Source organism: Pseudaeromonas sp. HNCC25DJ182, assembly GCF_055413365.1.
Window position 1 is genome coordinate 19,296 of the sequence record NZ_JBVAYG010000005.1, and the last position, 18,613, is coordinate 37,908.

Sequence of the window (18,613 nt, forward strand, 5' to 3'; positions counted from 1 at the left end):
TTCGACAACAGAATATGGACACATCCTTGTATTCTGAATCCGACCTCTAAAGCTCGCGCCTCAGCATAAGAAAAGACTAACCAAAACTTAAAGTTGGACCTTGCTCCGTACCACCACGTAAGTAATAGTAAGACCTAGATATTCCGTGCCTCTCTCAATCAACAAGGAGAACGCAATGCCCAAAGGAATATGCATCAGTATCGGCTTGAACGCAGTCAATCCTAGCACCTATGGCGGTTGGGATGGCGCTCTGCGAGGCTGCGAAAACGACGCCAGAGATATTGCCGCGATCGCTGCATCAAAAGGTTATGAGAACAAGCTATTGCTCACAAAGGAAGCAACAACAGGCGCTGTCCTAGCTGAACTGCAACGTGCTGCGAAGGCACTATCTTCCGGCGACACTCTATTACTCTTCTACTCGGGTCACGGCGGTCAAGTTGGAGACATCAATGGAGATGAAGAAGACCAAATTGACGAGACTTGGTGTCTCTATGATCGAATGCTAGTGGACGACGAGCTGTATTCAATGTGGTCGAAATTTTCACACGGGGTCAAAGTCTTTGTCATGTCCGACAGCTGTCACAGTGGCACAGTTACAAAAACTCTTCTGTATAGCGAATTCGTTAGCAATCCTTCACTAATCCAATATTACGACAACAAAGAGCCTGTTCGATTTAAGTCAATTCCATTCGATAAGTCCTGGGCCATATATCAGGACAACAAAGTCACATACGACACTGTTCAGTACCTGAGCGGTGCTGGTGAAAAGGCTGCAATTGGCGCAAGCGTAGTTCTTATTTCGGGTTGCCAAGATAACCAGCTTTCTGCCGATGGATTCCCAAATAGCCTATTTACGGCCACAGTAAAAAAGGCATGGAATGGCGGCCAATTTAGCTCCGGGTACCGAAAGTTTCATCAAACAATCGTTGGGTTAATGCCACCATCGCAGTCCCCGAATTTTTTTGTTGCAGGTGTCTCGAACCCAGCGTTTGAGGCTCAGCAACCTTTCGCGCTGTAATTGTTGTCCCACCATCACCAAAGGAGTAAGTCATGGCTCAAGGTCTTGTCAGCATCCAAATCAAAGACATCGACTTGTCTGATCGTCAGAAAATTGACGATTTCTGTAAGAGCATCATGCCTATCATGGCCCAAGAGATATTCAACACAATCAGTGCTCCAAAATCCAAGGCTTGTTCCGTAAGCGGCACGGTAACCGGCGGGCCTAACGGAACGAGCGGGTCAGGCACCATTACTTGTACGTTCTAGGTCTAACACTACGCTCCAAGGGACGCTGAGCGATAAGGCCGCGCAGCGTCCCTGAGCTTCAACGTTAGGCATACATATTTTGGGACCCAATGAAATATACGCTCGAAGTTCAAAAAAATTTCGTTACCGAGCCAATTTGCGCCCGGTTTGCAATGGTCATTCCGATCCTCCGAGGGATGCTCTTCTCGACCAAATAGAGACATTGTCGAGCAAGCGGGAGGGATTGAAAGAATCACACCCGAAATGTTTTGTAGAGTCTACAACGAGCATCCGGGTGATTATGGAATACGACGCTGAACCCCGCGTTCTTCTGTCGCTTGGACTCGCCAAAGCTGTGTGGCGAACCGGTTAGCTCTACGTTATGTGAACAAGGAAACTGAAAGCTCCCAATGATTCTTAATCCAAAATCGCTTGAAAAATTGCGCTCATTGATCAATGAAGATACTGAGTACCGATCTGGTCCTCAGCTTGTTCGTTTCTTCAATAGTCTGGGGTTCGATGATTCGTACGGGCAAGGATTCCCATCACGGTGGATGTACACTGACGAAAAGCTGGGACGAATCAATGGCACCCCGGAGCTAGATCAATGCATCAGAAATTTGCTCAATCCGGCAAATTTTATAGATCAGCTTGCAAAGCTCGATAATTGCATTTCCGATTTTAATAAATACCTTGCCTTCGACAAGTGGAGAGTCGTACGCGAGGGAGCCGATATTCAGTTTAAGAAACTTGAAAAAGTTGAAATCGAGGAGCCTTCTCAGACTGTTCAAGCTGATACAGAAGATGAGTTCTTGAGCAGGGAATTTGCTAACGTATCACTTTATAAAGTCGGATTGGACGGAATGGTCTCTACGGTTCTTGAACTGAGGATAGAAGAGATCGAAAAGTGCTACACCTCAGGCGCGTATCTATCGGTTATTATTATTGCAGGTAGCACGTTAGAGGGGATTTTACTCGGCTTAGCGATTAAGCATCCCAAACACTTCAATACATCAGCCTCCTCGCCAAAGGATAGTTCTGGAAAAGTCCGGCAGTTTCATGAATGGTCACTTAGTGCATTCATTGATGTTGCGTACGAACTTCGGCTCGTACAGCAAGATATTCAAAAGTTTAGCCACACGCTGAGAGATTTTCGGAACTATATTCATCCGTTTCAGCAGATGAGTTCTGGGTTCAATCCGAGGCAACACACTGCCAAGATATGCTTGCAGGTTCTGAAGGCGGCAATCCACGAGATTGGTGAAAATGTTGAAAAAATCAACACATAACCAAGGGCGCCAGCCGACAGGCTTTCGCTGCGCTCTAAACCAGTGGCTAAGCCCAGGTGTTCGGCATCCAAATCACCCACGATAAGTAGCGGCTATAGATGGTGAAGAAGAAAAATCTAAGCAATCCCTTTTCTACAGGCGGTGGCGGTGTTCATTTTGAAGCGCATGTCCAAGCATCATTTGTCGCACTGATGCTTACTGGAGGTCACGCTCCCTGTCTTCCCTGCTGGCCCATTGCGGAAATCAAACTTCAAGGCAAGATCGACGGCTTTGATACAGACGACCTCGTTGTTGTCATAGAAAACGTGAACAGCAAGGAGCGGCGGAAACTTCTCGGGCAGGTAAAGCATTCCATTGCTATCACGCAGGGCAGCTCCCTGTTTGGGGAGGTGATGCAGGCAGCCTGGAATGATTTCAACAATCCCAAAGTGTTCACTAGGCATAAGGATATTATTGCACTGATCACAGGGCCGCTCAGCGCGACCGATGCACACAATGTGCAATGGTTGCTGAATCAGGCGAGGCACACCAAGAACGTTGATGAGTTTTTCAGAAACGTCCAGCAGACGAATTTCAGTCCACCCAAGAGTACCGAGAAGCTGGAGGTCATTCAGCACCACCTGAAGGCAGCAAACGGCGGCAACGATGTTTCAAGGGACGAACTCTATGACTTCCTGAACCACTTCCATCTGCTCGGTTATGATCTTGGTAACGAGTTCGGTGTTGTCCTGTCTCTACTGCATTCCCACATTTCCCAATTCCAGCAGCAGTATCCGCAGTGGGTTTGGTCACGGGTTGTCGATATTGTACAAACCTGGAATCAGGATGCCGGTACGATCACACCCGGCAAGCTGCCGGAGGATCTGCTGGATGCCTTTAAACAAAAGGCCGTGGTGGAAATGCCCGAGGAGTTCAAGGCTGCACAGGTGAAACCTAAAATCGATTGGACCCAGCACCCGGACGCCACCTATCTGGCTTTGGCGATTCTGATCGGCTCTTGGCAAGACAAAAGTCAATGTGATCTTGAGGCGATAACCCAACTGCTCGGCATCAGTTATGACGAATGGTTAAAGAAGGCACGGGAAATATTGCACTGCCCTGACAGCCCGTTGTCTCTCAAAAACGGAATCTGGAAAGTTGTTAATCGAACCGAGCTTTGGAGCCTGCTGGGATCGCGCATCCTTGATCAGAACCTCGATACGTTTAGGTCGCTTGCTGTTTCCGTTCTGAAGGAGCCAGACCCTGCTTTTGAACTGCCCGCCGAAGAGCGATACGCGGCAAGTATTCACGGCAAAGTGCTGAAATGTTCACAAGTGTTGCGAAAAGGCATTGCCGAGGGCTTGGCCAATCTGGGCAGCCAACCGGAGGCGTGCGCTAACTGCTCACAAGGGAAAGCTGAAGCAACCTGCGTATTGGTGATACGCGAACTTCTGACCGATGCTGACTGGGTTTTGTGGGGCAGCCTGAATGGACAGCTGCCCACCATGGCCGAAGCTGCCCCGGGTGAATTTCTTGATGCAGTCGAGAAGGCGATGCGTTTGAAGCCATGTCCTTTTGATGAGCTTTTTTCCCAGGAAGGCAACGCCATCACCGGCGGCAATTATCTAACCGGCCTGCTCTGGGCGTTGGAAGGGCTAGCCTGGGATGAACAATATATGGTTCGAGTCTGTGCTGCGCTTGCTGAACTTGCCAGCCATGACCCCGGCGGCCAATGGGCCAATCGACCATCCAATTCGCTTGCAACCATTTTGCTGCCCTGGCTGCCGCAAACGCTGGCATCTGTTGACAAGCGCAAGGTGGCGGTGCGAACGATCCTTCAGGAATGGCCGGAAATTGCTTGGAATCTGATCATTCAACTTCTACCCGGCCAGCAACGGACCTCTTTCGGATCTCACAAACCAAGCTGGCGCAAGACCATCCCCGATGACTGGGAAAAAGGCGTGACGCATCAGGAATACTGGCAGCAAGCATCTTTTTATGCGGAACTTGCGGTCGCCGCCGCTGGTCAAGACACCGCTCGGCTTTCCACATTGATTGATCATTTTGAAAACCTGCCTGAACCTGTTTTTGATCAACTTCTCCAGGTTCTTGCCTCCCAACCCATTTCAGAGCTCCCCGAAGAGCAACGACTTTCGATTTGGGACCATCTCACGAAATTCACAAACAAACACCGTCGGTTCGCCGATGCGAAGTGGGCATTGCCCGACGAAATGATTACCCGCATTGAACTCGTTGCCGGGCAACTCGCACCCACCAACCCTTTCAATTTATATCAGCACCTTTTTACAGATCGTGACTTTGATCTCTACGAAGAGGACGGCGACTGGGAGGAGCAGCAAAAGAAACTCGACAACCGACGCGAAACGGTTATTTCGGAAATCTTTCAGCAAGATGGTGTCGGGGGTGTTATCCGATTTGCCGAATCCGTTTCTTCACCCGGTCAAGTAGGGCGCGCGCTTGGCGTTATTGCCGATGATGTGTTTGAAAGTGCTCTTTTGCCGCATTTTCTGGATTCAGCGGACAACAAGCGCAAGGCCTTGGTGAGCGGTTTTATTTGGAGGCGTTACTATCTCAAAGGCTGGGAGTGGTGCGAGGACCTAGATAAATCTGCTTGGACGCTCGAGCAGAAAGGTCAATTCCTGGCTTGTTTGCCGTTTACCAAGGAAACATGGGATCGCGCTTCTTATTGGCTTCAGGCCAACGATGGTGAATATTGGTCCCGCGCGAGTGCCAATGCCTACCAGGCCGATGGTGATCTTGCCATTGCGATTGAGAAACTGATTGAGCATGGCAGGCCACACGCGGCAATCAACTGTCTGGACAGGATGCGCCATGCCAAGCAGCCAATCGATAGTAACCAATGTGTCCGAGCGTTGCTTGCAGCGCTTTCCTCCAGCGAGCCCAGCTACGCTATGGACGGGTATCACATCGTCGAACTGATTAAGTTTCTTCAGGCAGGGCCCATGGTGAACCAGGACGATCTCTTTAGGATTGAGTGGGCATATATTCCCCTGCTAGACCGTCACAGAGGTGCCGCGCCCCAACTCCTTGAAAGCAGACTAGCCAATGATCCCGAGTTCTTTTGCGAGGTCATTCGACTAATCTACCGTTCCAAGAAAGAAGATCAGCCGTCGAGAGAACTCACCGAGGATGCAAAGGCAATCGCAAAAAATGCGTGGCGACTGTTGCATGAGTGGAAAACCCCCCCAGGAACACGAGAGGATGGGACGTTCAGCGAAGAACGCTTCACTGAATGGCTCCGAAGTGCCAAGGAGATCTGCACGAAATCCGGCCATTTGGAAGTTGCTCTCATCAATATTGGCGAAGTATTGATTTACACACCACCAGATCCAGACGGCCTATGGATGCACCGAGCTGTCGCTGCCGCATTGAATAACCGTGAAGCTGAAGATATGCGAGCCGGCTTCAGGACTGGGACATACAACTCACGAGGCGTTCATTGGGTTGACCCAACAGGAAAACCGGAAAAAGAACTAGCGATACAATTCCGAATTAAAGCAGAGGAAGTAGAGAATGCCGGATTCCAACGATTTGCCGCTACTATGAGAGATATAGCAGAGAGCTACGACCGTGAGGCTGACCGAATAATTTATGATCATAAAGGCGGGGAGGATGAGTAACGCAAGACATAACTAACACTGGGATTGTCATAATTCGATGAACCCCATCGCGGTCGGTCATTCTAATCGTTGCTTGTTTTACTCAGACGTTCATCATTCCGATTCGGCTGTAACAGCTTGTCGTTTATTCAGTGGTTCCGTCCAAAAAGAGTGCATACGTATGTTTACAGAACAGGAGTTCGGGCTCATTCGAAAAGTGAAAGATACCCCATTTATAAAGAATGAAGATTTTTCTAACGATGACGAATTTGACTATTCATGTGCGCTGGCACTTGAAATGTTGGAAAGAGGGATTTTTCACTCACGGTCTAAAAATCCGTACATCATCAACAATACTGGGCGTGGTTCTAGGTATGTAATTGTTGGCAAATTGCACTTATCTGTTGCCGCGCAAGATACTCTTAAATTCGAAGATTTCCGAGCTTACTCCAAAAGCCATGTAAGGCCGTCCCACTGGATCTTAAACAACAGGCTTTCATTGTTGGGCATAATCGTGGGATTGCTAGGGGTCGTGGTCACCATAGTTCTAGCCAAGTGAAGTCACTTACAGGTTAGGGCAACAGATCACGAATGTCGCAATTGAGTATCTCTGCAAGCTGATACGCCTTCTCCAGGGTGATGTTGACCTCACCCCGCTCAATCCTACCGACATAGCTTCTGTCAATCTCTGACAGCAGAGCCAGCTTATCTTGCGAAATCCCGATTTGTATCCTTTTCTGGCGAATGCGTTCACCGAATTTGATCGCTAAGTCTTTCATTTCTCGTCTCTCATAAAGACGAGAACTATCCAGAGTTGTCGCGAACATGACCACGGACTATAATCCGCATCTGTTCAAACCTGTGATGTTCTTTCACCCCGACAACGAGACTATACGATGTCCCCAAAGAAGAAGACTCTTTCGCCGCCGTTCTATCAAATTCTTGTAGTGCAGAGTCTTGATCACTTCACAGTCGGAGCGCTTAGGGATTCCTATATCAAATTTATGGGGGTTGCCGAGGGAGACGACGAAAGGCGGGATACATATCGAAAGGTCTACCGACAATTAGTGCGACTGCAACGCAATGGTCTTATTGAGAAAGTGTCGAATACTGGCGGCGCCATGAAGTACCGAAAAACGCCGAAGTTTCATGAAACGATGTTCGTCGAAAAGCGACACGAAGAGGTATGCGACGAAGAGTCAATGGATGGAGTCTTGTCCCCCAATGCCATGGCTAACAGCCATGTCTTATCTGAACTGCACCTCAAAGCCCAAAATTATCAAGTCGATTTGTTGACCGCTATCGGCGAGACCGAAGAATATCAACGGCTTGCTAAAGAATTCCCATCCATTCAGCCCTTGTTCGATGCGGACTATCGAGAGGCTAGAGAGAAGAGCTCAAAACTGTTAGGGCAACTAAAGGCAATCCAAACCGTCATCATGCAGCACTCGCCAGGGGCCTGATGATACATTTACGCAGCTGGCAGGCAACTTGTGTAGATCAAGCCCTCAGACACTATGAGACCTCTCGCCATTTTCTGTGTTTAGCCACGCCAGGTGCGGGAAAAACCACAATGGCAGCAGAACTAAGCCGCCGTTTGCTAGTGGATGGCAAGATCGACTTCATTCTTTGTTTCTCTCCTTCCATCGCAGTAGCCGAGGGGATGCGCTTAGCTATGAGTAAGGTGCTGGAGCGACGTTTTGATGGGATCATTGGTGCAGCTGGCTGTAGCTACACCTATCAAAACTTGTTGTTCTTCAAAGAAGATTTCTGGCAGCTATTTGCATCTCACAACGTGATGGTCATCTTTGATGAGATCCATCACTGTTCGGGCAGTGAACCCGATAATGCGAATGCCTGGGGTGAGGAGATCCTGCTCAATATTCAGAATCAAGCGTCTTATACGTTGGCCTTAACAGGAACGCCATGGCGTTCAGATCAAGCCCCGATTGTATTGGCCCGTTATGCGGATCCAGACAACCGTATTCAATGCGACTACAGGTATGGCCTCAGAGAGGCAATTGCGGATCGGGTCTGCCGGCGACCTAAAATCGTCCTGATTGATAACGATCTGATCTCCGTTCACTCCTCCTCATCAGATCCAAAAACTTACTCATCTCTTGCAGAGTTGTTTAACCAGCAAGATATCGGCTACGGGGAGTTGATTTCGCATCCTGTCGCTATTCGCCACATGCTCTGCACTGCCAATCAACGACTCAGAAAAATGCGAGAAGAGGTACCCAATGCAGCAGGCCTAGTGGTCGCAGCGTCGGTTGAACATGCTGCTTTGATCACCCAAATATTGGCAACTGAAATGAACCAGCAAACGGTTCTAGTTACCTATAAAACACCGGATGCGGCTGCACAGATCGACAAGTTCCGTTCGAGCGATACGGCCTGGATCATCAGCGTCGGAATGATTAGTGAAGGCACTGATATTCCACGTCTTCAGATCTGTTGCCATCTTTCTCTGACTCGAACTGAACTGCACTATCGGCAAGTTCTCGGTCGGGTGCTACGAATGACGAATACTGGTTCCCAGGATGGGTGGTTGTACACCTTTGCAGAGCCTGAATTGATCGCGTTCGCAGAACGGATTTCTGAAGAGATACCAGAGCAGCAAGTGGTTATACAGGAATATCACAACACAGGTACTAGTTCATCAGACCGCACATTGCCCAGTCGTGACTTAAACACGCCTAGCAACTTTCCTCGACTAGTTTGGGATCCACTAACCCATAAACAATTGGCATTACATAAGGCTCACGATATCGCGACAACTATCGATTCGCCTTTCATCCAGCTATTCGGCAAGTTCCGTGAGCAGATCCTTGCCACTTATTAACAATGGCGGCAAATTTGCAGGGCGCGAAGTAAAAAGATATGGCTATATCCCCGCATGTTCAATGCAATTTCGTGGGCGGAAGGTTTAGTTCAAACCCCCGGTCCGTTGTTTGGTCTAGGTCTTCATTTTCTAGTCGTTCACATTGATAATCGCAGAGTTCGACTGTAACTTTTTCTAATTCGGGACAGCATCCTTGATAATGAAAGGTCTGGTGAATGCCCTGAAGAACGATGCGAAGGCTTTCAATGTATCGGAGTAAACTAAAATCTCTGATGGGTTTTAATTGCCTCTCTAGCAACATTTGAAGTCGCCGAAGGCTCCAGGAATTATGAGGATTCACGTTCAAAAGAGAGTTAACAGCGAGAGTTGATTCGTGAAGCAAAGAGAGCTCATTGGTTACGATGCGGAGGTATTGATAAGCCTCCTTGTAATACTCTCGCTCATTAAGAGAATCGATTTCTCTCCATATTGGTTGGAGTAACTCGGAAGAGGTCAATGTGCAGAAATGGTCGGGGGTCATGGATTCTCCTCGCTTGTTCATCTTCTACATAGCCTAGGGGAGTAGCTTGCTGTTATCCTCTGTCAGTAATTCTACCAGATGGAATTAAGTTGTATTCCCATGGCCAATATTGGTTTTTAGCTCATCGTCTGCATATTTAGACTTCTCATTGTTATCCTCTGACTATTGGTAATCAATCCTGATGTATGCCGATTGAATCAGCTGACAAAATAACCAAGCACTAATCTTTTTCTTTGGTTGACAAACGCGTGTCAACCAAAAATCAAAGCCCTCCAGAGATGTCAACTATATGCTTATTGGTGGTTGACAAATGTAATTATATTAAGCTTATGTTTTGAATTATTTTTCATGTGTCAACTTTGGGATTTGTATTGGGTAGCAAGGCGGGCCGAGAAACAATAGGTGATGCTGGCCACTGGCGGCGATCTCCAGCGCCCGCTTGCCGGTTTGCTGACCGATCACGTCTTGCAAATCGGCACAGTGTGCCTTCGTGTGACTGAGATCGGGCATCTGTGCCTGTGGCAGCTCGCTCTGGCCGGCAAGCCAGGCGCTGAGGTGCAACAGGTTGTCACAGGTATACACCTGCGCCGAAGTGATGAGTCCGGCCTCCTGATTATTGGCGGCTGGCAGAACCAGCATGCGCTGGGCGCGCTGGGCAGCAAGAATGGCCGGAATAGCACCGAGGATCGGGCGGACGGCTCCGGTGAGTGCCAGTTCACCGAGAAATTCGCAGCTAGCGAGCTTCTGTCCAGGAAGTTGACCGGAGGCCACCAGAATGCCGATGGCGATGGCCAGATCGAAACGTCCTCCCTCTTTGGGGAGATCGGCAGGAGCCAAATTCACCGTGATGTGGGCTGCGGGAAAGGTGAAGTTACCATTGATGATGGCGCTACGTACCCGGTCTCGAGCTTCCTTCACCGAGGTTTCGGGGAGTCCGACGATGCTGAGCGCTGGAAGGCCATTGCTGATATGAACTTCGACGCTGACCAGCGGGGCCTGGATGCCCAGGCTGGCACGGCTAAAAACAACAGCTAATGACATGAAATGGTCGCTCCTCGAAATAAAACTCTGACAGGTTATTCATATATAGAGTTTAGTGTTGTTTTGATGGCTGTCAGCTGGCGGTTTTCAGTGGTATGTCACAGCAAAAAGAGTTGTGTTAAAAAAAATCATGTGCTAGTTGTAGAGGCCGGATGCCGCTGGGAGCGGCAAGAATCAAGGTTTTTGGATATCTCATGCGCAGCCTTATCGTCGTCGTCAGCATTATTATCGTGGACCTAGTGGTGGTGATTATTCCACCGCTCGGGGCGAGATTGGCTGACGTCAGGTAGGTTCCAGACATCCAGAAACGCAGCAAACGACCCCCGAGGCTCAAAAGCTCGGGGGTTTTTTTTCAGCCACGCGATGGCGCTCAGCACAAGGACGTAAACGATGAATGGGGCTCAGTACATAGTCAACGCATTGCACCAGCAGGGAGTCACCCAGGTATTCGGGTATCCAGGTGGCGCCATCATGCCGGTGTACGACGCCCTGTACGACGGCGGGATTCCGCATCTATTGTGTCGTCATGAACAGGGTGCGGCCATGGCGGCCATCGGTTATGCCCGCAGTACCCGTGAAGTTGGTGTCTGTATCGCTACTTCGGGACCGGGGGCGACCAATCTGATCACCGGGCTGGCGGATGCCATGCTGGATTCGGTACCTGTGGTGGCTATCACCGGTCAGGTCGGCCGTGACTTTATCGGTACCGATGCGTTTCAGGAGATTGATGTGCTGGGGATGTCGCTCTCCTGTACCAAACACTCCTTCATGGTCACCAATCCGGAAGAGCTGGGGGCCGTGATCGCCGAGGCATTCCAGATCGCCCGCTCCGGTCGTCCAGGCCCCGTGCTCATCGATGTGCCGAAGGATGTGCAGATGGCGTTGGTCGAGGCGAAGCCGGTAATGCATCTGGTGGATGAAACGACTCCTTTGTGCGACCTGGCCTTGGCCGAAGCTCGCCGTTTGCTGGCCGCAGCCAGTAAACCGGTGTTGTATGTGGGTGGTGGTGTCGTGCTGGCCGATGCGGTGGATGAACTGCGCTCGTTTGCCGCGATCACGGGTATGCCCTCTGTCACGACCTTGAAGGGGATAGGCACTCTGGATCCGGATAGTCCTGGATTCCTGGGTATGCTGGGTATGCATGGCACCAAGGTGGCGAACCTGGCGGTACAGGGGTCGGATCTGTTGCTGGTGGTTGGTGCTCGCTTCGATGATCGGGTAACCGGCAAGCTGGCTGCCTTTGCGCCCCATGCCAAGGTGATCCATCTTGATGTGGACGCCGCTGAATTGGGTAAGCGACGCGCCGTGCAGGTGAGTCTGCAGGCGGATCTGAAGCTGGTATTACCGGCGCTGGCTATGCCTCTGCACGTGGCTGCATGGAAAGATCACTGCCTGACCATGCGCGAGCAGTTTGCGTGGCGTTACGACCATCCTGGAGAGACCATTTATGCTCCCTTACTGCTGAAGCAGTTGAGTGATGCCTTGCCGGAGAATAGCGTGGTGACGTGCGATGTGGGGCAGCATCAGATGTGGGTCGCTCAGCATATGCAGTTCCAGAGTCCGCGCAACCACATCTCCAGCGCGGGTTTGGGCACCATGGGCTTCGGCCTGCCGGCTGCGGTGGGGGCCAAGGTGGCTCGCCCTCAGGATGAGGTGGTGTTGGTGAGCGGGGATGGCTCTTTCATGATGAATGTGCAGGAGCTGGGTACCCTGCGTCGTGCCCAGTTACCGGTGAAGATGGTGCTGCTCGATAATCAGCGTCTCGGGATGGTCCGTCAGTGGCAGGAGTTGTTTTTCGACGGCCGCTTTAGCGAAACCATACTCACCGATAATCCGGATTTTGTTTGCATGGCCTCAGCCTTCGGTATTCCGGGAGAAACCATCAGTCGCAAAGAGGAGGTAGCACCGGCGCTGGCGCGTTTGCTGGCTAGCCCTACCGCCTATCTGTTGCACGTCTCGATTTCTGCAGATGACAATGTCTGGCCTCTGGTACCACCTGGGGTCGCAAATGAACACATGTTGGAGGCCAAACCATGAAACAGCACCAAGTCACTATTTTCGCTCAGCCGCGTCCTGAATTGCTGGAGCGCGTGTTGCGTGTGGTGCGGCATCGTGGCTTCCAGCTGTCGGCCATCAATATGGCGCCGCAGCCCGATTGCCAAGAGCTGCGGATAACGGTTACTGTCGCAAGCGAACGACCGATCCAGCTGTTGCTGTCGCAACTGGCCAAGTTGATCGATGTGTTGCAGGTTGATACTCAGGCGCTGGATGTAGCGCCGCAGGAAGCTTTTCAGATCCGGGCTTAATGAAAGGAAGACATAGCAATGGCACAGACCACTAAATATATCTGGTTTAACGGCGAGCTGGTTGAATGGGACAAGGCTCAAGTGCATGTGATGACACACGCATTGCACTACGGATCTTCCGTGTTCGAAGGCATCCGTGCCTACGATACGCCGAATGGTCCGGCTATTTTTCGCCTGAAGGAGCACATCCAGCGGTTGTTTGATTCGGCCAAGATCTACTGGATGGATATGCCCTATAGCAAGGATGCCATCTGCGAGGCGTGCCGCGAAATCGTGCGGGCCAACGGCCTGAAGTCCGGCTACCTGCGTCCGTTGGCTTTCGTTGGCAACGTGGGTCTGGGTCTGCATCCGCCCAAGGATGCCCATACCGATGTGATGATCGGTGCTTTGCCCTGGGGAGCCTATCTGGGCGAAGAGGGGTTAAAGAACGGGGTTGATGTGGCGGTTTCTTCCTGGAATCGACTGGCACCAAATACCATTCCGACCGGCGCCAAGGCGGGCGGTAACTACCTCTCCTCCCAACTCATCTCCCGTGAAGCCAAGCGTCACGGTTATGCCGAAGGGATTGCGCTGGATGTGAATGGTTACCTGAGTGAGGGGGCGGGCGAGAACCTGTTCCTCATCAAGAATGGTGTCGTTCATACTACGCCTGCGACTTCGGCAATCCTGCCGGGCATCACCCGCGACACCATCATCACTCTGGCTCGCGAATTGGGCTATACGGTCAAGGAAGAAGCTTTGCCGCGCGAGGCGCTCTACCTGGCCGACGAGATCTTTATGACCGGCACCGCTGCCGAAGTGACGCCGGTGCGTTCCGTCGACAAGATCCAGGTCGGCGCCGGTTGCCGGGGGCCGATCACCGAGCAGCTGCAGAAGGCGTTCTTTGGCCTGTTCAATGGTGAGACTGCCGATAAGTGGGGTTGGTTGACCCCGGTTCACGATTAATCTGTGTGGAGGCGCCTGGCGCCTCCACTGTTTTTGTTGTTCGAGAGTGTCTCCATAAGCTCTCTTCGTTTTCCCGCTGCAGGGTGCGCGAAGAGGCCAGTTTTTCGAGCCGCTTTTATGGATCACATTGCCGCATTCAGGGAGAGTTTCATGCCTAAGTACCGTTCCGCTACCACCACCCAGGGCCGTAATATGGCCGGAGCCCGCGCCCTGTGGCGTGCCACCGGCATGACTGATGATGACTTCAACAAGCCGATCATCGCCGTGGTCAACTCCTTCACTCAGTTCGTGCCGGGTCATGTGCACCTCAAGGATTTGGGGCAGCTGGTGGCGCGGGAGATCGAAGCGGCCGGTGGGGTCGCCAAGGAATTCAATACCATTGCCGTGGACGACGGTATCGCCATGGGCCATGGTGGCATGCTCTATTCCCTGCCGAGCCGTGAATTGATCGCCGATTCTGTCGAATATATGGCCAACGCTCACTGTGCCGATGCTCTGGTCTGTATCTCCAACTGCGACAAGATCACCCCGGGTATGATGATGGCGGCGATGCGGCTGAACATCCCGGCGATCTTCGTTTCCGGTGGTCCGATGGAGGCGGGTAAAACCAAGCTCTCGGATCAATTGATCAAGCTGGATCTGGTGGATGCCATGGTGATGGCCGCTGACAGCAAGGTCAGTGATGAAGATACCGCTGCCGTCGAGCGCAGTGCCTGCCCGACCTGCGGCTCTTGCTCCGGCATGTTCACTGCCAACTCTATGAACTGTCTGACCGAAGCCTTGGGCCTTTCCCAGCCGGGGAATGGCTCCCTGCTGGCGACTCACGCCGATCGGGAACAGCTGTTCAAGAGCGCTGGTCGCCGCATCGTCGAGCTGGCCAAGCGTTACTACGAACAGGATGATGCCTCCGTCTTGCCGCGGTCCATCGCCAACAAGCAAGCATTCGAAAATGCCATGACCCTGGATATCGCCATGGGAGGCTCCACCAATACCGTGCTGCACCTGCTGGCCTCCGCTCAGGAAGGCGGTGTCGACTTCACCATGGAAGATATCGATCGCCTCTCCCGTCGCGTTCCGCATTTGTGCAAGGTGGCGCCATCGACCCAGAAGTACCATATGGAAGACGTGCATCGCGCCGGTGGTGTCGTCGGCATTCTTGGTGAGCTGGAGCGGGCCGGTCTGCTGCATACCGAGGTGCGCAACGTCCTGGGCATGAGCCTGGCTGAATTGCTGGAAGCCTATGATGTGACCCGCGGTGCTTCGGCGCTGGTGAAGGACTTTTATCGCGCCGGTCCGGCTGGTATCCGTACCACCAAAGCCTTCAGCCAGGATTGTCGCTGGCCGGATCTGGATGTGGATCGTCAGGAAGGGTGTATCCGTTCCAAGGCTCACGCCTACAGTCAGGACGGGGGGTTGGCGGTACTCTCCGGCAATTTGGCCCTCAATGGCTGTATCGTCAAGACCGCCGGGGTCGATGAGTCCAACCTGATCTTCTCCGGCCCGGCCCGGGTATACGAGAGTCAGGATGATGCCGTTGCCGGGATCCTCGGTGGTGAGGTCAAGGCCGGAGATGTGGTGGTGATCCGCTACGAAGGTCCCAAGGGTGGGCCAGGGATGCAGGAAATGCTCTATCCAACCTCCTATCTGAAGTCCATGGGCCTCGGTAAGGCCTGTGCCTTGATCACCGATGGTCGTTTCTCCGGTGGTACTTCCGGTCTTTCCATTGGCCACGTTTCGCCGGAAGCGGCAGCCGGGGGCAATATCGGGTTGGTGGAGAATGGCGACATCATCAACATTCATATCCCTGAGCGCCGGATCGAAATTGCCATCACAGAGGCTGAGTTGGCAAGTCGCCGTGCCGCTATGGAGGTCAAGGGCAAAGCGGCCTGGAAGCCTGTGTCCCGTGAGCGTGCGGTCTCTTACGCCCTGAAGGCGTATGCCATGCTGGCGACCAGTGCCGACAAAGGTGCGGTGCGGGATCGCAGTAAGCTGGAGGAGTAATGATGTCCAGTTCCCAACCGGATGCCGGTGAATATTTGCGCAAAATCCTGTTATCTCCTGTATACGAGGTGGCGAAAGTCACCCCGTTACAGATATTGAAGAAGCTGTCAGACCGCCTGGGTAATCACGTGGTGCTCAAACGTGAGGACATGCAGCCGGTGCATTCGTTCAAGTTGCGCGGGGCTTATAACAAGATCGCCGGCTTGAATGAGGAGCAGCGGGCCCGTGGGGTAATCGCCGCCTCGGCTGGCAATCATGCCCAGGGCGTCGCGCTCTCTGGCGCCAAGTTGAATATCAAGGCGATCATCGTCATGCCGACGACTACGCCGGATATCAAGATCGATGCGGTGCGGCGCATGGGCGGCAATGTAGTGCTGTTCGGCAACAGCTTCGATGAGGCTTACGCCGAGAGCCGTCGATTGGCCGAGTTGCACGGTTATACCTTGATCCCGCCGTTCGACGATGCCGATGTCATCGCCGGGCAAGGCACCATTGGCCGCGAGCTGCTGGAGCAGGATACCCGCTTGACCCATGTCTTCGTGCCGGTGGGCGGTGGCGGTCTGGCGGCCGGGGTTGCAGTCTATATCAAGCAACTGTTGCCTGAGGTCAAGGTGATCGGCGTCGAGGCGGAGGGCTCGGCCTGTCTGGTCGCCGCACTCGCCGCGGATACACCGGTGAATCTGGAGCGTGTCTCGCTGTTTGCCGATGGTGTCGCCGTCAAGCGTATCGGCGAAGAGACCTTCCGTCTGTGCCGGGACTATCTGGATGAGGTGATTACCGTCAGTAATGACGAAATCTGTGCTGCGCTCAAGGATATCTTCGAGGATACCCGCGCCATTGCCGAACCCTCCGGGGCTTTGTCATTGGCCGGGCTGAAAAAGTTCGCCGAGGAGCGCCAGGTGGTGGGAGGGCGTATGGCGGCCATCCTCTCTGGGGCCAACGTCAACTTCCACAGCCTGCGCTATGTCTCCGAACGCTGTGAGGTGGGGGAAAAACGCGAGGGCATGCTGGCGGTGACCATACCCGAGCGCAAGGGTGCATTCCTCGAGTTTTGCCAGCGGCTGGGCAAGCGAGTTGTGACTGAATTTAACTACCGCTACTCCTCCAGCGACAAGGCGACGCTGTTTGTCGGGGTTCGCCTGTCTCGCGGCAGTGAGGAGCTCAAGCAGATCATCGATGAGTTGCAGGCTGCCGCCTATCCGGTCATCAATATGACCGATAACGATCTGGCCAAGAACCATGTGCGCTATATGGTCGGTGGCCGTCCCTGCTCTTCGCTCACCGAGCATCTGTTGAGCTTTGAATTTCCCGAACAACCGGGTGCGCTGATGCGTTTTCTGGAGACTTTGGGCAGCCATTGGAACATTACCCTGTTCCACTACCGTAATCACGGCGCCGATTATGGTCGTGTGCTGTGCGCCTTCGAGCTGACGTCGGAGCGTCTGCCGGAGTTTCACCAGCATCTGCAGGAGTTGGGCTATGTGTGGCACGATGTGTCCACCGATCCTGCCTATCGACTGTTTCTGGCGCCCTGAGACTGGCAGAGTACGGATATCGAAGAGGCCTGCGGGCCTCTTTTTATTTTGCTGATTAGCGTCAACTGAGCCAATATGGGGGCAGTTGAGCATCAACGCCCTTGTTGCGGACTTAGCTTAACTGCAACCTAATGAAGCGTTCATTACTGGCTGACGTGAGCCATCGGGCTGTTATGATTCGCGCCCCTCCCGTGTGGAGTCAATAACACCTGATCATTCTGTTTCCGAGGAGTTGATAACTTATGAACCGATCTGCCCTTGCCATTCTGCTGACCCTGATGGGTAGTTATGCCCATGCCGAGTTCAATCCGATCCCCAAGGAGAGCGGTTTCTCTGGTTACGGCTTATTGGGTGGCAGTTATACCGAGGTAAATTCCAATGTGCTGGTGGGACCGAAGAAGAGCGAAAGCCAGCGCTTGAGTTCTCTGGATTCTCAGGCCAGCAGTGATGGGGTCACTCCGGATTTGAATCTGGACCTGCGCTACACCTTCGCCGACAGTCGCACCCAGGTTTATCTGGGGAATCTGATCCAGGATGCGGTGACGCTCGATTTTACCCAGCAGCTGGGGGTGCGCACCGAGATGGCCGACAAGGGCATTGGCTCCATCGCCTATGTCTTCTCCGGGATCCCGGGCCAGGTGTGGAGCAACCCTTACCAGACGGGCAGTAATCGTGAAGAGACAGATCGGGATTCGCAAGGGGTACGACTGGGCTGGGATGAGATTTGGGGGACCAAGTTTGCCGCGAACTACACCTATCGCAAGGTTGAGATCGAGAATGAGCAGAGTGGTGCTGGATTACCCGGGTTGACCCTGGAGGAGCGAGCGCTACTGGATCGGAATGGTGAGACTCAGGCGCTCTACCTATCCTACTACTGGATGGGTAAGCAGGGCGGTATCTTGTCTCCCTCGATAACCTACACTCGCAATAATGCAGACGGTGGCGCTGCCAGCTATGACCGTTTCAGTGGCCAGCTCTCCTATGCGTGGATGCAGCCGAAATACAGTTTGGTGACCAACCTGGTGGTGAATCAGCTGCAGTACGATGAGGTTAATCCGGTGTTTGGCGAGAAGGTTGATGCGACCGAATGGGGCCTGAATGCCAATTTCTTCTGGAACAAGCTGGCGGGTGTCGACAAGCTCAGCGCCGTCTTCTCGGCCAGTTATGGCGAGTCGGATGCTAATGTCGACTTCTTCGACAGCGACATGACCCGAGTCAGTGCTGGTCTGCTCTACAAGTTCTGAGGCGGATGAGTCTCTAATCAGG

14 protein-coding genes and 1 pseudogene are annotated in these 18,613 nt (G+C 52.6%); 13 read left to right on the forward strand and 2 right to left on the reverse strand.

The genetic code is table 11. The features are described 5' to 3' along the window. The first annotated feature begins 175 nt into the window (after positions 1 to 175). The 5 genes from ACZYUB_RS05580 to ACZYUB_RS05600 all read left to right on the forward strand — a co-directional run bounded on the left by ACZYUB_RS05580 (position 176) and on the right by ACZYUB_RS05600 (position 6,713). Positions 176 to 1,018: a caspase family protein gene (locus ACZYUB_RS05580; RefSeq protein ID WP_463946219.1), complete on the forward strand. Its 843-nt coding sequence runs from the start codon at positions 176 to 178 to the stop codon at positions 1,016 to 1,018. Between the two features lie 32 nt (positions 1,019 to 1,050). Next, positions 1,051 to 1,266, forward strand: a complete 216-nt coding sequence (locus ACZYUB_RS05585; RefSeq protein ID WP_463946220.1) for a hypothetical protein — start codon at positions 1,051 to 1,053, stop codon at positions 1,264 to 1,266. A 389-nt stretch (positions 1,267 to 1,655) separates the two neighbouring features. Continuing rightward, positions 1,656 to 2,534 carry a hypothetical protein gene (locus ACZYUB_RS05590; RefSeq protein WP_463946221.1) on the forward strand — a complete coding sequence of 293 codons (879 nt, stop codon included), beginning with the start codon at positions 1,656 to 1,658 and terminating at the stop codon, positions 2,532 to 2,534. 98 nt (positions 2,535 to 2,632) lie between these two features. Next, the gene (locus tag ACZYUB_RS05595) at positions 2,633 to 6,175 is read left to right on the forward strand and encodes a hypothetical protein (RefSeq protein ID WP_463946223.1); all 3,543 of its coding nucleotides are present in this window, start codon (positions 2,633 to 2,635) and stop codon (positions 6,173 to 6,175) included. A gap of 160 nt (positions 6,176 to 6,335) precedes the next feature. Next, positions 6,336 to 6,713, forward strand: coding sequence for a hypothetical protein (locus ACZYUB_RS05600; RefSeq protein WP_463946224.1), 378 nt, complete (start codon positions 6,336 to 6,338; stop codon positions 6,711 to 6,713). Positions 6,714 to 6,726: 13 nt separating this feature from the next. Here the strand turns inward: ACZYUB_RS05600 and ACZYUB_RS05605 are convergent, their stop codons facing one another. Beyond that, positions 6,727 to 6,933, reverse strand: a complete 207-nt coding sequence (locus tag ACZYUB_RS05605) for a helix-turn-helix domain-containing protein (RefSeq protein ID WP_463946226.1) — start codon at positions 6,931 to 6,933, stop codon at positions 6,727 to 6,729. Positions 6,934 to 7,050: 117 nt separating this feature from the next. Between ACZYUB_RS05605 and ACZYUB_RS05610 the strand changes: the two genes are divergently transcribed. Together ACZYUB_RS05610 and ACZYUB_RS05615 are read left to right on the forward strand one after the other, a co-directional pair. After that, on the forward strand, positions 7,051 to 7,617 hold the full coding sequence (locus ACZYUB_RS05610) for a hypothetical protein (RefSeq protein ID WP_463946227.1): 567 nt from the start codon (positions 7,051 to 7,053) through the stop codon (positions 7,615 to 7,617). Beyond that, on the forward strand, positions 7,617 to 8,999 hold the full coding sequence (locus ACZYUB_RS05615; protein ID WP_463946228.1) for a DEAD/DEAH box helicase: 1,383 nt from the start codon (positions 7,617 to 7,619) through the stop codon (positions 8,997 to 8,999). The genes ACZYUB_RS05610 and ACZYUB_RS05615 overlap by 1 nt, the downstream gene beginning before the upstream one ends. A gap of 901 nt (positions 9,000 to 9,900) precedes the next feature. Here ACZYUB_RS05615 and ACZYUB_RS05620 read toward each other — a convergent pair. Beyond that, positions 9,901 to 10,560 (reverse strand): annotated as a pseudogene (locus ACZYUB_RS05620) (magnesium chelatase domain-containing protein); the annotation flags it as partial. Positions 10,561 to 10,950: 390 nt separating this feature from the next. On the opposite strand from ACZYUB_RS05620, the gene ilvG reads away from it, so the two are divergent. From ilvG to ACZYUB_RS05650, 6 genes are all read left to right on the forward strand, one after another. Then, a complete protein-coding gene (gene ilvG, locus ACZYUB_RS05625; protein WP_463946229.1) occupies positions 10,951 to 12,597 on the forward strand; it encodes an acetolactate synthase 2 catalytic subunit in 1,647 nt (548 codons plus the stop codon). After that, a complete protein-coding gene (gene ilvM, locus ACZYUB_RS05630) occupies positions 12,594 to 12,866 on the forward strand; it encodes an acetolactate synthase 2 small subunit (RefSeq protein WP_463946231.1) in 273 nt (90 codons plus the stop codon). The genes ilvG and ilvM overlap by 4 nt, the downstream gene beginning before the upstream one ends. Before the next feature lie 18 nt (positions 12,867 to 12,884). After that, positions 12,885 to 13,811 (forward strand): branched-chain amino acid transaminase, encoded by a 927-nt coding sequence (locus tag ACZYUB_RS05635; RefSeq protein ID WP_463946232.1) that lies wholly within the window; start codon positions 12,885 to 12,887, stop codon positions 13,809 to 13,811. A 150-nt stretch (positions 13,812 to 13,961) separates the two neighbouring features. Next, positions 13,962 to 15,812 (forward strand): dihydroxy-acid dehydratase, encoded by a 1,851-nt coding sequence (ilvD, locus tag ACZYUB_RS05640; protein ID WP_463946234.1) that lies wholly within the window; start codon positions 13,962 to 13,964, stop codon positions 15,810 to 15,812. A gap of 2 nt (positions 15,813 to 15,814) precedes the next feature. Continuing rightward, positions 15,815 to 17,347: a threonine ammonia-lyase, biosynthetic gene (gene ilvA, locus ACZYUB_RS05645; RefSeq protein ID WP_463946236.1), complete on the forward strand. Its 1,533-nt coding sequence runs from the start codon at positions 15,815 to 15,817 to the stop codon at positions 17,345 to 17,347. A 242-nt stretch (positions 17,348 to 17,589) separates the two neighbouring features. Then, positions 17,590 to 18,591 carry a DUF2860 family protein gene (locus ACZYUB_RS05650; protein WP_463946238.1) on the forward strand — a complete coding sequence of 334 codons (1,002 nt, stop codon included), beginning with the start codon at positions 17,590 to 17,592 and terminating at the stop codon, positions 18,589 to 18,591. Positions 18,592 to 18,613 lie beyond the last annotated feature (22 nt).

Excerpts from the sequence above, each read along its gene's own strand:
- ACZYUB_RS05615 (WP_463946228.1), top strand. The coding sequence starts at position 7,617 with ATGATACATTTACGCAGCTGGCAGGCAACTTGTGTAGATCAAGCCCTC.
- ilvA (WP_463946236.1), top strand. The coding sequence starts at position 15,815 with ATGTCCAGTTCCCAACCGGATGCCGGTGAATATTTGCGCAAAATCCTG.
- ACZYUB_RS05610 (WP_463946227.1), top strand. The coding sequence starts at position 7,051 with ATGTCCCCAAAGAAGAAGACTCTTTCGCCGCCGTTCTATCAAATTCTT.
- ilvM (WP_463946231.1), top strand. The coding sequence starts at position 12,594 with ATGAAACAGCACCAAGTCACTATTTTCGCTCAGCCGCGTCCTGAATTG.
- ACZYUB_RS05590 (WP_463946221.1), top strand. The coding sequence starts at position 1,656 with ATGATTCTTAATCCAAAATCGCTTGAAAAATTGCGCTCATTGATCAAT.
- ACZYUB_RS05580 (WP_463946219.1), top strand. The coding sequence starts at position 176 with ATGCCCAAAGGAATATGCATCAGTATCGGCTTGAACGCAGTCAATCCT.
- ACZYUB_RS05605 (WP_463946226.1), bottom strand. The coding sequence starts at position 6,933 with ATGAAAGACTTAGCGATCAAATTCGGTGAACGCATTCGCCAGAAAAGG.
- ilvD (WP_463946234.1), top strand. The coding sequence starts at position 13,962 with ATGCCTAAGTACCGTTCCGCTACCACCACCCAGGGCCGTAATATGGCC.
- ilvG (WP_463946229.1), top strand. The coding sequence starts at position 10,951 with ATGAATGGGGCTCAGTACATAGTCAACGCATTGCACCAGCAGGGAGTC.
- ACZYUB_RS05595 (WP_463946223.1), top strand. The coding sequence starts at position 2,633 with ATGGTGAAGAAGAAAAATCTAAGCAATCCCTTTTCTACAGGCGGTGGC.
- ACZYUB_RS05635 (WP_463946232.1), top strand. The coding sequence starts at position 12,885 with ATGGCACAGACCACTAAATATATCTGGTTTAACGGCGAGCTGGTTGAA.
- ACZYUB_RS05600 (WP_463946224.1), top strand. The coding sequence starts at position 6,336 with ATGTTTACAGAACAGGAGTTCGGGCTCATTCGAAAAGTGAAAGATACC.
- ACZYUB_RS05585 (WP_463946220.1), top strand. The coding sequence starts at position 1,051 with ATGGCTCAAGGTCTTGTCAGCATCCAAATCAAAGACATCGACTTGTCT.
- ACZYUB_RS05650 (WP_463946238.1), top strand. The coding sequence starts at position 17,590 with ATGAACCGATCTGCCCTTGCCATTCTGCTGACCCTGATGGGTAGTTAT.